The 14,036-nt window shown below is 65.6% G+C and carries 14 protein-coding genes and 1 pseudogene; 9 read left to right on the top strand and 6 right to left on the bottom strand.

Translation table 11 applies throughout. The annotated features are described in order from the left end of the window. The 3 genes from JHD73_RS04045 to JHD73_RS04035 form a co-directional block, all read right to left on the bottom strand. The coding region (locus tag JHD73_RS04045) for an alpha/beta fold hydrolase (RefSeq protein WP_199028018.1) at positions 1-498 on the bottom strand (498 nt) is incomplete at its 3' end. After that, positions 495-1,622, bottom strand: coding sequence for a DUF3108 domain-containing protein (locus tag JHD73_RS04040; RefSeq protein WP_199028016.1), 1,128 nt, complete (start codon positions 1,620-1,622; stop codon positions 495-497). The genes JHD73_RS04045 and JHD73_RS04040, both read right to left, overlap by 4 nt. Next, positions 1,588-2,481, bottom strand: a complete 894-nt coding sequence (locus JHD73_RS04035) for an IclR family transcriptional regulator (RefSeq protein WP_199028014.1) — start codon at positions 2,479-2,481, stop codon at positions 1,588-1,590. Before JHD73_RS04035 ends, JHD73_RS04040 begins: the two co-directional genes overlap by 35 nt. A gap of 85 nt (positions 2,482-2,566) precedes the next feature. Between JHD73_RS04035 and JHD73_RS04030 the strand changes: the two genes are divergently transcribed. Then, positions 2,567-3,559, top strand: coding sequence for a fumarylacetoacetate hydrolase family protein (locus JHD73_RS04030; RefSeq protein WP_199028012.1), 993 nt, complete (start codon positions 2,567-2,569; stop codon positions 3,557-3,559). A 3-nt stretch (positions 3,560-3,562) separates the two neighbouring features. Here the strand turns inward: JHD73_RS04030 and JHD73_RS04025 are convergent, their stop codons facing one another. Beyond that, on the bottom strand, positions 3,563-4,471 hold the full coding sequence (locus JHD73_RS04025) for an IclR family transcriptional regulator (RefSeq protein ID WP_199028010.1): 909 nt from the start codon (positions 4,469-4,471) through the stop codon (positions 3,563-3,565). 104 nt (positions 4,472-4,575) lie between these two features. Between JHD73_RS04025 and JHD73_RS04020 the strand changes: the two genes are divergently transcribed. The 6 genes from JHD73_RS04020 to JHD73_RS03995 all read left to right on the top strand — a co-directional run bounded on the left by JHD73_RS04020 (position 4,576) and on the right by JHD73_RS03995 (position 10,636). Beyond that, positions 4,576-5,580, top strand: a complete 1,005-nt coding sequence (locus JHD73_RS04020; RefSeq protein ID WP_199028008.1) for an LLM class flavin-dependent oxidoreductase — start codon at positions 4,576-4,578, stop codon at positions 5,578-5,580. Between the two features lie 59 nt (positions 5,581-5,639). Beyond that, a complete protein-coding gene (locus JHD73_RS04015) occupies positions 5,640-6,302 on the top strand; it encodes a hypothetical protein (RefSeq protein ID WP_199028006.1) in 663 nt (220 codons plus the stop codon). A gap of 100 nt (positions 6,303-6,402) precedes the next feature. Next, positions 6,403-7,572: an ABC transporter substrate-binding protein gene (locus JHD73_RS04010; protein WP_199028022.1), complete on the top strand. Its 1,170-nt coding sequence runs from the start codon at positions 6,403-6,405 to the stop codon at positions 7,570-7,572. 62 nt (positions 7,573-7,634) lie between these two features. Next, entirely contained in the window at positions 7,635-8,453 is an 819-nt protein-coding gene (locus JHD73_RS04005; protein WP_199028004.1) for an enoyl-CoA hydratase/isomerase family protein, read from the top strand. Positions 8,454-8,491: 38 nt separating this feature from the next. Continuing rightward, positions 8,492-9,448 carry a PhaM family polyhydroxyalkanoate granule multifunctional regulatory protein gene (locus JHD73_RS04000; RefSeq protein ID WP_199028002.1) on the top strand — a complete coding sequence of 319 codons (957 nt, stop codon included), beginning with the start codon at positions 8,492-8,494 and terminating at the stop codon, positions 9,446-9,448. 3 nt (positions 9,449-9,451) lie between these two features. Next, positions 9,452-10,636: a patatin-like phospholipase family protein gene (locus JHD73_RS03995; RefSeq protein ID WP_199028000.1), complete on the top strand. Its 1,185-nt coding sequence runs from the start codon at positions 9,452-9,454 to the stop codon at positions 10,634-10,636. Between the two features lie 4 nt (positions 10,637-10,640). On the opposite strand, the gene JHD73_RS03990 is transcribed toward JHD73_RS03995, so the two are convergent. Further along, positions 10,641-11,339, bottom strand: coding sequence for a glutathione peroxidase (locus tag JHD73_RS03990; RefSeq protein ID WP_199027998.1), 699 nt, complete (start codon positions 11,337-11,339; stop codon positions 10,641-10,643). Positions 11,340-11,678: 339 nt separating this feature from the next. Between JHD73_RS03990 and JHD73_RS03985 the strand changes: the two are divergent. Further along, positions 11,679-12,614: pseudogene (locus JHD73_RS03985) on the top strand (DUF2138 family protein); the annotation flags it as partial. 74 nt (positions 12,615-12,688) lie between these two features. Continuing rightward, the gene (gene rfaE2 / locus JHD73_RS03980) at positions 12,689-13,186 is read left to right on the top strand and encodes a D-glycero-beta-D-manno-heptose 1-phosphate adenylyltransferase (protein WP_199027994.1); all 498 of its coding nucleotides are present in this window, start codon (positions 12,689-12,691) and stop codon (positions 13,184-13,186) included. A gap of 4 nt (positions 13,187-13,190) precedes the next feature. Here rfaE2 and JHD73_RS03975 read toward each other — a convergent pair whose 3' ends face one another. Continuing rightward, positions 13,191-13,967 carry an SPOR domain-containing protein gene (locus JHD73_RS03975; RefSeq protein WP_199027992.1) on the bottom strand — a complete coding sequence of 259 codons (777 nt, stop codon included), beginning with the start codon at positions 13,965-13,967 and terminating at the stop codon, positions 13,191-13,193. Positions 13,968-14,036 lie beyond the last annotated feature (69 nt).

Here is a 14,036-nt window from a genome sequence, read left to right as displayed (position 1 = left end):
GGGCGCGGTCAGCCAGCGTTGCAGCGTGGGCTCGACGATGCCAGCCATGCCGTGCGCCTCGACCTGGCCGATGCGCTCGTCCCACATCGCATGTGCTGTCAACGGTGTGACACACACGGTGTCACACAGCGTGAGCGAGAGCAGCCGCTGCGGATGCCGCACACCGAGGATTTGCGCCACCATGCCGCCCATCGACAGGCCGATGAAATGCACCTGTGGAATCGACAGCGCATCAAGCAGGCAGGCCGCATCGTCGGCCATCTGGAACAGCGTGTAGGCACCATGTGGCGCGGTGGTTTTGCCGTGCCCGCGCGCGTCATAGCGCAGTACGCGGCGGCGCACGGCAAGGCGCTGGGCGATGCCGTCCCAGAGTTGGTGGTCGACGCCCAGCGCGTGCGCAAGCATGACCCAGGGGCCATCGACACCGTCGATGCGGTAGTGGATGTCGATACCATTGGCGTGCACGGTGCCTGAACCGGCGACGGCATTGGCGCTCATGGTTGGCCCCCTTCCTGGGATTGATAGACGAGCTCGAACTGCATGCCACTGGGCTCGGTCTGGCGCAGGCGCACGGGCAGCCAGCCGCGCTCGGCAGACAGCCAGATCTCTACGCGCCGCTGGTCGCCCTCGCGCCGTGGCAGCCGTATGAAGTGCTGCGCATGGATCGTGCCCCCGGGGGTGTCGATGGTGTCTTCGCCCACGTGCTGGACGCGCGCAACTTCCACGCTGTCAGTATCGGCGACGGGGATTTCCAGCGTCAGGCCCGGGCTGGTGAAGCGCTCGGGGTTGCCGCGCGCCAGTCCCGTCAGTTGCAGGAACACACTGAAGCGATCTTGCGTGCCCACCGGCAATGGCAGCACATTGGGCGTACGTGTGAATGTGATGGTTGGGGCGCCCGCTACGCCGGAGGCGGGTGTCGCTTGGGCGTAGTGGAAGGTCGTCACGTCGGGTTGTCGGCGCCCGCGCACTTCTTCGTAGCGTGCTGGTGTCAGACCATACGTATCGATGACGCCATTGCTGCGGAAGGCGAGCGCCCCGAAGAACAGCGGCAGCGGAATTTCGACCGACAGCGTGTAAGTTTTGCCGTCCGTAGTCCAGCGGATCACGCCATCTTCATTGCGCACACCGTTGACGTAGGTGGCGTAGTGCAGCGTGGTTGAGGGCGGCGGCGAGAAGCGCGCCTCAGGTGCCGACGGTGCGTTGCCCTCACCGCCTTCAACGCTTTCACTGCCTAGATCGCGGATCATGCCGGTATTGGCAGATTCTCCCGCAGCGGCACCCACCGGGATGTTGGAATTCTCGGGGGCAGGCACTGCCGCTGGCGTGGGGGGCTGTGCAGGCTCGTGCGGCGCTGGGCGAGGCTTGGACGGCGCGGGTTTCGGCGGCGCCTTGGGGGCGGGTGGCACCGGCGGCTTGACGGGTTCCGGTTGCAGCAGCAAGGTCGGGATGATCTGTTCCGGCTCCGGCGGCCAGGCCATCTGGTGGCTGCGTGCGATCCACACGACGGCAATGCCGTGCGCAACCAGCACAGCCAGTGCGATCAGCCCCCAGCGGCGCCAGCGGCGTGCGCGCGTGGCCGTCCGCTCTTCAGGACTGCGAGGCAAGGGGTGCAGCGTATCCAAGGTCAGAGGAGAGCTGTTGTGCGGCCTGCCGCAAGCGCCGCTCCAGCGGGCTGCTCCACGTGGTGTCGAAGGTGCTCTGCGCGCCCAGGGCGATCAGGACGAGGCACAACTGGCCGTTGGCATCGAACACCGGTAGCGACATCGCGTTGATGCCCGGCAGCACACCGCCGTGGATGCGCGAGGCGCCGTGCGCGCGCACGTCGGCGCACAGGGCGTCGTAGGCCTCAAGCGTGCGCGGCAGTTCGGGGTTGTCGTTCGCGCTGTTGTCATGCTTTGCGGCGGCGCGTTCCAGCTCACGCTGGATGAAGGGCAGCGTCTGCGCGCGCGGCAGGTAAGCGCCGAACACGCGGCCTGTGGCCGAGTTCAGCATCGGCATCACATCGCCCAGGCGCAGGCTGACCGTGACAGGGTGGCTGGCCTCTTCCCAGTGCACGATGGCCGGGCCCAGGTTGCCCCATACGGCCAGGCCGATGGTGTGATCGATTTCGTCGCGCAGCGCTGCAGCGGCGGGGCGCGCACGGCGCATCGGATCTTGCCGGTTCAGGCTCACCAGGCCCATTTCCAGCGCAAACGGGCCGAGGTCGTAGCGGCCCTCGGGTGTTTGCGTGACCAGTCCAAGGCGCGCGAAGCTCACCAAGTAGCGGTGCGCCTTGGCAGGGTTCATGGGCGCCGCGCGCGCGAGGTCGCGCAGCATCATCGGGCCATTGGTGTGCGTAAGCACGTCCAGCAGGCGGAAGCCGACCTCGATGGACTGGATGCCCGAGCGCGCAGGCATATCGTCGGACATGAGGTCGGACGCGATGTCGCCGTCAACATCGGTCTCCAGGTCGAGATCAGCGTCGGTGGGCAGCGTGGACATGGGGCGGGTGCGGTGGATCGGTTCGGCCCAGTTTAGCCGATGCAAGGTGTACCATCCGCGCAGCCTTTCTCTGCACATGACGCCCATGAAACTCGCCACCCTCAAGGATGGCTCGCGCGACGGCCAACTGGCCGTGGTCTCGCGCGACCTGAAGACCGCGCACTACGCCACGCACATCGCCGGGACGCTGCAACGCGCGCTCGACGACTGGGGCTTCTATGCACCGCAACTGCAGGAACTGTACGAGCAGCTCAACACCGGGCGAGCCCGGCATCCGTTCGCGTTCAACGCAGCCAACTGCATGGCGCCACTGCCGCGCGCCTACCAGTGGGCGGACGGCTCCGCCTATGTGAACCACGTGGAGCTGGTGCGCAAAGCCCGCGGCGCCGAGATGCCCCCTGAGTTCTGGACCGACCCGCTGATGTACCAGGGCGGCTCCGATGACCTGGCTGGTGCGCATGACCCGATCGTCTGCCGCAGCGAAGCTTTCGGCATCGACTTCGAGGCGGAGGTGGCTGTCATCACCGGCGACGTGCCGATGGGCACCGAGCCTGCGGTTGCCGCGGAGGCCATCCGCCTGGTCGTGCTGGCCAACGATGTGTCGTTGCGCAACCTGATCCCGGCGGAGCTGGCCAAGGGTTTCGGCTTCTTTCAGAGCAAGCCGGCGACCGCGTTTTCGCCCGTGGCCGTCACGCCCGACGAGCTGGGCGACGCCTGGCGCGAGCGCAAGGTGCACCTGCCGATGACCGTGCGCTGGAACAACAAGAAGGTCGGCCAGCCCGAGTGCGGCACCGACATGGTGTTCGACTTCGGCCAGTTGATCGCGCACATCTGCAAGACGCGCAACGTGCGTGCGGGCAGTATCGTCGGATCGGGCACGATTTCCAACGTGGACCGCAGCAAGGGGTACGCCTGCATTGCCGAAAAACGCATGCTGGAGACCATCGAATCCGGCGCGCCCACGACCGAGTTCATGCGCTACGGCGATACGGTAAAGATTGAGATGTTTGACGCCAGCGGCGTGTCGATTTTCGGGGCGATCGACCAGGAAGTCGTCGCGCCTGGCACGCAAAGCTGAGCACTACGCTGATTCAGGTGCGGCCTTTGCACGGCGCCCGCGCCTGGGTTGCGCCGCACCGGCCGTCATCGCCTGACCGTGATAACCCAGCCGCAGCGACAGCGCCCGCCCGGCTTCGCGCAACAGCCGTGAGGCCGGCCCTTCCAGGGTGGCATCGAACACGCTGGATAACCCCAGCGCGGTGATGGCCCCCGCCAGCTTGCCTTGCGCATCGAGCACCGGCACGGCCACCGAGTCGATCCCGTTGATGAGCGTGCCGGCAATGCGCGCCACGCCTTCATGCCGCACCGTTTGCCAGCGCGCGCGACAGTTCAGCCAATCGGTCAGGCCGGCCTTGCCGGCGCCAGGGCCGCGCAGCTCGCGGTCGATGAGCGAAACGATCTGAATCTCGGGCATCCATGCGGCACACGCCTGGCCTGTCGCCGAGTTCAGCAGCGGCATGGCCGAACCCACCCGCACATTTACCGTGACCGGCCGGCCGCCATCTTCCCAGCGCACGATGACCGGGCCGCGATCGGTCCAGACCGAGAGGAATACGCTCTCGTTCAACCGCTCGGCCAGCTTGGGCAGCATGTTGCTGCCTTCGCGTACGAAGTCCACGTCCGACAGCGCTGACAGCCCCACCTGCAATGCCTGCGAGCCCAGCCGGTAGCGCGCCGAGGCCGGGTCCTGCTCGACAAAGCCCATGCGCTCCAGCGACACCAGATAGCGATGCACCTTGGCACGCGGCATGCCGAGTTGCCGGCCCAGTTCCGAGACGGCATGTGCGCCGCCAGTGCGCGCCATCTCCGAGAGCACCGTCAGCGCGATTTCGGCGGACTGGATGCCGGCGCTGGTGCGCTCGGGGGGCGTGTCTTCGGCGAGCGGTTCGTCGGCGGCGTCGCCAATCGGCAGGGTGTCTTCAGGGAGCATCTTGAAGTCTCGGGTGTCGCTTTATAAGATACGCGTTACGCAAAAAGATACAACCGGCGCGGCGGCCTGCGCGCTGGAAAAGACACGAAAACCCTGGAGACGCCATGAAGCTGTCGATCTTTTCCGTGCAGGACCACTATCCGGACCGGCAACGCAGTCTGCCGCAACTCTACGCAGACGTCATCGCCCAGGCGCGCCACGCCGAGGCGCTGGGCTACGACACCTTCTGGGTGGCCGAGCATCACTTTCACGAGTACGGCGCCGTACCCAATCCAGCGGTCTTCCTGTCGCACCTGGCCGCGCAGACGCATCGGCTGCGGCTGGGCACCGCCATCTCCATCCTCACATTCCACCACCCGGCCACTGTGGCTGAGAACTACGCGATGGTCGATGCGCTCTCGGGCGGGCGGCTGTCGCTGGGCGTGGGCTCGGGGTATCTGAAGCACGAGTTCGAGGGCTACGGCGTTGACCCGGCCACCAAGCGCGAGCGCTTTGATGAGGCGCTGATGCTGGTCGAACGTTTGCTCGCCGGCGAGCGCGTGCGTTACGAGGGCCAGTTCCATACGCTGCGCGACGTGCGCCTGAACGTGCTGCCTGTACAGGCCATGGTGCCGATCCACGTGGCGATCCTGCGGCGCGAGGCGGCGTACCACATTGGCCGGCAGGGGCGGCGCATGTTGTTCGTGCCCTACGCCTCGGTGGAGGGCTTCGACGAGATTCGCGTGCTGATGGACGACTACCGGCGCGGTCTGGCAGAAACTGGCATTCACGACATGCGCGGCATGGCGGCGGTGGCGCTGCACACGCATGTCGGCCCGACGGAGGCGGCGGTGCGCGAGGCCGCTGCGCTGCCGTTCGACCTGTACGTTGCGACGCGGCTCTATGCGCGCCGGCAAACGTATGACGACGTGCTGGCGAGTGGGCTGTCCCTGTTCGGTACACCGGCTGCGGTGGCCGACAAGCTTGCGCGGCTGTCCGACATGGGCGTCGACCACGTCATGGCGCTGTACAACTTCGGCCTGATGCCGCAGGCTGTTGTGCTGGAATCGATGCGCGCGCTGATGCAGGATGCGCTTCCGCGCGCGGGGCTGACGGCACTGGCTGCGTAGATTCTCATTCGGCGTGCGTGGCCCTAGAATCACGGCCGAACCGAGTCGAGGGCACCGCCATGGAATTACGTTTCCGGATCAGCGCCGAGCAATGTCAGGCGCTGGCTGACCGCATCACCGCCAAGCGCATCGCGCGGATCGCCGCCAGGAAGGTGGCCATGCAGGCGCGTATTGATGCGTTTTTTCAGCGGTTTCTGGCGTTCATGCTGCTGGTCTTTCCCCTTGCGGGGGCCGCGCTGGTGGTGCTGACGATGCCGTCCCGCGGGAGCGTTGCGGGAACGCTGCTGCCCTTTGTTGTGGTCGCGCTCATCTACGGCGTGCTCTGGTGGCGCTGTGGCGCAGCGGTGGTCCGCTTCATTCTGCGCATCGCGCAATGGCTCAGGGCACGGCTCGACCGGGTCACCGATCCCTTTGTCGCGAACATCACCCGGCGATCGGTGCGACGCAGCGTCGCGCGTCTGGAAGGGCTTCATCGGTGGGCGTTGTTGCCCGCCGCGCTGTCAGTGCAGGTGCCTTCTGGCAAGACGGCGGTGATCCCGTGGCAGAAGGTCGCGCGCCTGCATGACCTGGGCGATTTTTACCAACTCTTCACCCGCACGTCGTCGCGCCTTGGGCTGGCGTACTACCTGGCCAAGTCCAGCACAGAAATGGATACCCAAGCCTATGGCGATGCACTGCGCCAGCTGGGCGAGCGCGTGCCGGAGCAGACAGCGGCAGCCTGAGAGGGCGCTGGACGTTCGGGCGTGCCCGCATCGCCAAACCGCCGCAAAACCGCTACGCTTTCCCCCAAAACCACGGGAGGAGACACCCATGCGGCGACCGATGCAGCGACCGAATTGGCGATATGTTGGCGGACTGGTTGGTTTGGCGTTGCTTTCCTCCACCGCGCTGGCGGACATCCGCATCGGCGTGACGGTGTCCGCCACGGGCCCGCAGGCATCGCTGGGGTTTCCCGAGAAGAACGCCACCACGCTGTGGCCGCGCGAGATCGCAGGCGAGAAGGTCGAGGTGATCGTGCTTGACGACGCCTCTGACACCACGCGCGCCGTCACCAACACACGCAAGCTGATGACCGAGTCCAATGTGGACCTGATCGTCGGCTCGTCCACCACGCCCAATACGCTGGCGATGATCGACGTGGCGGCCGAGGGTAAGACGCCGGTGATCTCGCTGGCGTCGTCCGCCCGGCTGATCGAACCGATGGATGCGCGTCGACGCTGGATCTTCAAGACACCGCATTCGGATTCGCACATGGCGTCGCTCATTGCCGAGCACGCCGCCGCGCATGGCGTGAAGACCATCGCCTATATCGGGTTTGCCAACGCACTGGGCGAGGCCTTCCTGACCGAGGTGCAGCGCTTTGCTGATCTCAAACACATTCGCATCACCGATACCGAGCGCTTTTCGCCCACCGACAACAGCGTGACAGCCCAGGTGCTGCACCTGCTGGCAAGCAAGCCGGATGCGGTGGTCATCGGCGGCTCGGGCACGCCGGCCGCGCTGCCGGCACGTGCGCTGGCCGAACGCGGCTACACCGGCAAGATCTACTTCAACCACGGCGTGTCCAACAACGAGTTCGTCAAGCTGTGCGGCAAGGAGTGCGAAGGTGCCTACGTGCCCACCGGGCCGGTGATGGTTGCCGCGCAGTTGCCCGACAGCAATTCCGCCAAGGCGCAGGCGCTCGATTTCACCCGCCGCTACGAGGCCGCGTTCGGCAAACGGACCGTGTCGATCTTCGCCGCCTACACGGGCGACATCGGCCTGCTGCTGCAGCGCGCCGTGCCGGTGGCCCTCAAGCGGGCCAAGCCGGGCACGCCAGCCTTTCGTGAAGCGCTGCGCGATGCGCTGGAACAGGTGCGTGATCTGCCGACCAGCACCGGCGTCGTCAATATGAGCCGGCAGGACCATGTGGGCCTGGACCAGCGCGCCCGCGTGATGGCACAGATACGCCGTGGCGAATGGCATTTGGCTGACGAGGCAAAGTCACCATGACGCACATCTGGCGTTGCAGGCGCGGCCTCATCCGCTATGCTTGATTCACATTCCGACCCATCATGACCTCGCTCGCTCCCCGCTTCGCCCGCTACCAGGCGCTTACGCTCATCCAGCATGGCCCCATCCTCGAGATCGTGATGGGTGCCGCGCAATCGGCCAATCGCAAGCTGTCCACCGCCGATGCCAGCCTGCACCGCGAACTGGCCGAGATCTGGCGCGACGTGTCCGCCGAGCCCTCGGTGCGCGTGGCACTCATTCGTGGCGAGGGCAAGGGCTTCTCTGCCGGTGGGGATCTGCACCTCGTCGAGCAGATGGCCGATGACTTTGCCGTGCGCACCCGTGTCTGGCATGAAGCGCGCGACCTCGTCTACAACCTCATCAATTGCGACAAGCCGATCGTCAGCGCCATGCATGGCCCCGCTGTGGGGGCAGGGCTGGTCGCTGGATTGCTGGCGGATATCTCGATTGCCGCCAAGGATGCGCGCATCGTTGATGGTCACACGCGCCTGGGTGTGGCGGCGGGCGACCACGCCGCGATTGTCTGGCCGCTGTTGTGCGGCATGGCCAAGGCAAAGTACTACCTGCTGCTGTGCGAATCCGTGACGGGTGATGAAGCCGAGCGCATCGGCCTCGTGTCGCTGGCGGTGGATGAGAAGGACCTCATCAACCGCGCGTTCGAGGTTGCCGAGCGTTTGGCTGCCGGTTCGCAAACAGCCATCCGCTGGACCAAGTACGCACTCAACAACTGGCTGCGTCTGGCCGGGCCGAGCTTTGATACCTCGCTGGCGCTCGAATTCATGGGGTTTGCCGGCCCCGATGTGCGCGAGGGTATTGCGAGCCTGCGCCAGAAGCGCCCACCCACGTTCGACGGTGCCTGAGCGGCACCCGATCCCAGACCGATCTTGTAGGAGACACCATGTTCACCCAGATGCCCAACTTCGCTGAAGGCGGTTTTGAATTTCTGCGCAAGCTGTGGGGCGGCGGCCTGGCGGGGATGGCCGGTATGTCAGGTGCCGGGATGCCCAACATGGCCAATTTTGCTGCACCGCCGATGGACCTGGAGGAGCTCGACAAGCGCATCCACGATCTGCGCGCCGTGGAGAGCTGGCTGCAGTTGAATGCCAGCCTGCTGCGCACGGCCATCCAGGGGCTGGAGGTGCAGCGCGCCACGCTGGTCGCATTGCAAACGTTCGGCTCGGCGCTGTCGCCCGATGCAATGAAAGCCACGTTCGACGGGCTGTCGGGCAGCGCGGCCAAGTCCGCCGCCGAGCCCAAGCCGGCGTGGCCGCACACCGCCACCACCAAGGCGACCGAAGCCGACGCACCCACCGCCGAAGACGAGCCCGAGATCGAAGCCGAAGACGAGCCCGAGATCGAAGCCGAAGACGAGCCCGAGATCGAAGCCGAAGACGCCGACGATGACGAAGCCGAGGCGCGAGCGCAGTCCGCTGCGCAGGCGCAAGCCCAGGCCCACGCTGCAGCGCGCGCGGCCGCCGCTGCGCTGGACCCGTCACCGTGGTGGAACATGCTGCAGCAACAATTCAACCAGATCGCCAGTTCCGCCGCGGCTGCCATGCCCATGCCGCAGAACCTGATGCCGGGTTTCCCCGGCGGTTTCCCAGGGTTTGGCGGCGCGCCAGGTGCGGAGGGACTCGACTCGGCGCCGGAAGACATCGAAGAGAAAACCGCACCGGCCACGCCGAAGCGCGCGGCAGCCAAGGCAGCGCCCAAGACGGCAGCCAAGGCGCCCGCTGGCAAGTCTGCCGGGCCGGCTACGAAGACAACCGCCGCGAAGAAGGCCCCCGCCAAGACCGCTGCCAAGAAGGCGCCGACCAAGACTGCGCCGCGCAAGCCGGCCAACGATACGCCCTGATCGATGTCGGTCGATTGCACCGCGCTGTTGATGATGGGCGGCGGAGCCCGCGCCGCCTATCAGGTGGGTGTGCTGCGCGGCATTGCCGGGCTGGCGCGCGAGTATGCGCCGGGCGTGTCGCGCACGCCATTTGACGTCATCTGCGGCACCTCGGCCGGCGCCATCAACAGCATGGGCATGGCACGCGGTGCGCAGGATTTCACGCAGGCTACCGAAGCGCTCACGCAACTGTGGGCAAGCCTGCATGCCGATCGCGTCTATCGCACCGACGTCAGCCGTCTGGGCGCCAGCGGCGCGCGCTGGCTGACCGCCTTGGCGTTTGGCTGGATGACCGGGCACACGCCGCGCGCGCTGTTCGACAACACGCCGCTACGCGAACTGTTGGCGGCCCAGCACGACGGCCAGCAGGTCCAGGCTGCCTTCGATGCCGGTGCGTTGCGCGCGCTCGCCATCACCGCGTTGTCGTACACGACGGGGCGCCATGTCACGTTCTATCAGTCGCCGCACGTGGTACTGCCGTGGCGGCGCTCGCAACGGATTTCGGTGGCCGATCAGATCGGCGTGTCGCACATGCTGGCCTCGTCGAGTATTCCGTTCATCTTTCCGGCAGAACCGGTGCAGCTTGAGGGCAACGACGAGTGGTTTGGCGACGGCACGATGCGGCAGATGTCGCCGCTGAGCCCGGCCATCCACCTGGGCGCGAATCGCATTCTGGTGGTGGGCGCGGCCTCGCGTGCGCAACCAGGGTGGTACGACACGGTGCCGGCTTCCGGCTATCCATCATTGGCGCAGATTGCCGGGCAGGCACTGGCGAGCATCTTTCTCGATGGTCTGTCAGCCGACATCGAGCGGCTGCAGCACATCAACTCCATGGTGAGCCGCAACCCCGAGATTGCCGACGCGCGCGACGGCTGGCGCAAGATCGAAGTGCTGGTGATGGCGCCGTCCGAGCGCATCGAGCTGATTGCCTCGCGCCACGTGCAGCGTCTGCCGAGCACGGTGCGTGCGCTGCTTAAGCCGTTGGGCGGCACCGAAGCGCGCGGTGCGGCGTTCGCCAGCTATCTGTTGTTCGAGCCGGAGTACACGCAGGAGCTGATCGACCTGGGTGAGCGCGATGTTGAGGCGCGACGCGATGAACTGGCCGCGTTCCTCTACGGCGTGGTGCCGGACACCATGCGAGCCGCCTGATTCATCAGTGCGGCACGGGTTCCGCCAATAGCGCATCGATGCGCTTGGTGAGCGCCGGATCGCCTGGCTCGACTTTGCTTGGATACACCGCCACCACGCGTCCGCTGCGGTCCAGCAGGTACTTGTGGAAGTTCCACTTGGGCGGTTGCTTCGTCTGCTCAGTCAACCACGTGTAGAGCGGCGAGGCTCCCGGCCCCACCACCGCCGTCTTCGAGAACATCGGGAACTTCACGCCGTATGTGTTGTAGCAAAAATCGGCGATCTGCTTGCTATTGCCGGGTTCCTGCTCGAAATCGTTGGACGGGAAGCCGAGTACCGTCAGCCCCTTGTCGCGGTACTTTGCGTAGAGCGCTTCCAGCCCCTCGTACTGATACGTGTAGCCACAATAGCTGGCGGTATTGACCACCAGCACCACGCGGCCTGCGTACTGGCAGAGGTCTTGCGGTGCATCGTCTTGCAGCCGCTTGACGCGGAAGTTCAGGCTGGCCGGGCAACTGCCCGACGCGGCGGCGGCCGGCTGCTGCGCGTTGGGCGCAGCCGTTGCAGCGCGCCCGGTGCGCGGCAGCAGCAGGGCAATGACGCCGATGACAATGGCGATTGCAAGGATCAGCAGGTGGTGCCGGCGCAGCACGCCCGAAGCGTGCGGGTGCAGGCGCCAATGCGAGCGTCGATTTGGTGCGACAGCGATGGCGGAAAACAACATGGTGAGCCTCCGGAAGCCAGCGGTAAGCGGCAATGCGCGATTTGTCTTCAGTCTAGGGTATAACGCCCCGGAGCCGTGCCGCGCCAAAAGTGCTTTGCGCGTTGCGCGCCAGCCGGCGCTTGTCTCTCATCTGAGGCGTAGCACTTCCTATACTGGAGGGCATGCCCCACAGAAGACGACGGCCCGATGGTCACCAGACGGTCACCAGACGGTCGCCTATCACATCGCGGCATACCGCGAGGCGATGCGCCACAACCCGGCGTATCAAGGGGGTCGCCAAGCCACGTTGCACGTGTGGCATCGGCAGGCCTGTTGTGATGAGGAAACGGGCAGACACCGTTCTTTGCCCCGGTAGCCATGAAAAACCGGGGCCGGTCAAGCATGTCTGCTAGAATCCGCCTGCAAATTCAAAGGCTTACCATGCTCTATCCCGAATTGTTCAAGTCGTTGGAAGCGGTCCGCTGGAATATGGAAAAGGATATTCCGTGGGACACGTTCGATGCGTCGCTGTTGACCGACGCACAAGCGCAGACCATCAAGATGAATGCCATCACCGAGTGGTCCGCCCTGCCGGCTACCGAGATGTTCTTGCGCGACAACCGCCACGATTCCGATTTTTCGGCGTTCATGAGCGTGTGGTTCTTTGAAGAACAGAAGCACTCGCTGGTGTTGATGGAATACCTGCGCCGCTTCCGCCCGGACCTCGTGCCGACCGAAGAAGAGCTGCACAACGTGCGCTTCGAGTTCGATCCGGCCCCGCCGCTGGAAACCCTGATGCTGCACTTCTGCGGCGAGATCCGCTTGAACCACTGGTACCGCCGTGCCTCTGAATGGCATACCGAGCCGGTCATCAAGTCGATCTACAAGCACCTGTCGCAGGACGAAGCCCGCCATGGCGGCGCCTACCTGCGCTACATGAAGAAGTACCTGGGCACGTTTGGCGATAACGCCCGCAGCGCGTTTGCCAAGATTGGTGTGCTGATGGCCTCGGCCCGCCGCACTGAAAAGCCGCTGCACCCGACCAACCTGCACGTGAACAAGGCGCTGTTCCCGCAAGACACCGTGCAGTCCCGCCTGCCGAACCCGGACTGGCTGGAGCACTGGCTGGACGAGCAGATCAAGTTTGACGCTGGCTGGGAAAAGAAGGTCATCGAGCGCATCCTGCACAACATGGGCCTGCTGTTCGAGCGCACCTTTGAAACCGTGCAAGACCTGAACCGCTATCGCAAGGAACTGAACGCACGTCTGCTCGGCTCGGCCGAACAACCTGCCTGATCCTTGCCACTGGCATCCAGCGGCCCATCGATTCGATGGGCCGTTTTGTTTTCCACTCCGATTGTTTCTGTGCCATGACCGTTCGCCAGCCCGCACCTGCCTTTGAACAGAAGATCTGCGATGCCGCCGATGTGGAGGCCCGCGTGCGTAAGCTGCCGCGCCCGATCGTCTTCACGAATGGCGTGTTCGATATCCTGCACCGCGGCCATGCCACGTATCTGGCGCAGGCGCGCGCACTGGGGGCATCGCTCGTGGTGGGGGTGAATACCGATGCCTCGGTGCGCATGCTGGGCAAGGGCGATGATCGTCCGCTCAATACGCAGGATGATCGCCTGGCCGTTCTAGCCGCACTGGAATCGGTCAGCCTGGTGGTGCTGTTTGCCGAGCGTACGCCGGTCGAGCTCATCAGCCGTGTGCGCCCCGATATCTACGTCAAGGGGGGCGACTACGACATCGACGCGCTGGAAGAAACGCGCGTGGTGCGGAGCTGGGGCGGGACGGCGCTGGCGATTCCGTTCGAGCACGACCGCTCAACCACCGCGCTGCTCAAGCGCGTGCGCGCAACGTCCTGAGCGCTTAGCGCGATGCGGTGACGTTTGCCGCAGAGGCGGCACAGGCGCGCAGTTCTTCGGCGCCGAGCGTCTTCTTGAGGGTAGTAAGTTGCGCTGCAACGCCCGAAGCCGCATCGGCGGTGGCGGTTACCCGCAGCGATGTCTGCGCGCCGAGCCGGCGCGTTTGCGTGACGACGGCGGTGCGCACGTCCTTGGCGCGCAGCTCATCCAGACGCTGCTGCGCGCGCTCCTTGTCTCGGAACAAGCCCAGCGACACCACAAACGTATTCCCTTCCTGCACGATGGCCGAATCGGCCACGTTGCGGCGCTTGAGCTCGGCCACCTTGCGCTCAGCGTCGTCACGCGTGTCGCGGGCGGGCATGTGGACCCACCAGCGGTTGTCTTCCTGGCGGGTAACGCGTTCAACCTGTACGCCGGCGATCTGCTTGAGCTGGTCGAGGCCCCGCGTGGCCTGAGCGTCGGTCAGCCCGCCGAGTTCGGTGCAACTGCCCGCCGTATCTGCAGCAAGCGCCGTGCGTTCGACGCTGGCCTTGGGGTCTGCCGATGCGCCGGATGCTGCGGGCGACGATGCCGGTGCCGCCTGGGGTGCCACAGCGCTGGCAGCGGGTGCAGGCTCAAGAATGCGGATCCCTTCTGTACGGATCTGGCGTTGCATGCGCTCGGGCTCGCGGTCGCTCTCGAACCAGGCTGAGGGCACGTTCGGCCCGAACACGCCAGTATTGGCCGCCAGCAGAACGCCGTTGACAAGCAGCAAGAGCAGCAGGGCGAGGCGAAGCGTCATGGTGCGGACGGAGAGGGATTCGGACGGTGGCTCAGAATGCAGGAACACGGCGACAGCAACAACGGTAAA

Origin of the sequence: Ralstonia sp. ASV6 (genome assembly GCF_016429285.1) — a bacterium.
Classification (GTDB): Bacteria; Pseudomonadota; Gammaproteobacteria; order Burkholderiales; family Burkholderiaceae; genus Ralstonia; species Ralstonia flaminis.
The sequence above is the reverse complement of the archived record's forward strand: the minus strand, read 5'-3'. Positions and strand labels throughout refer to the sequence as shown.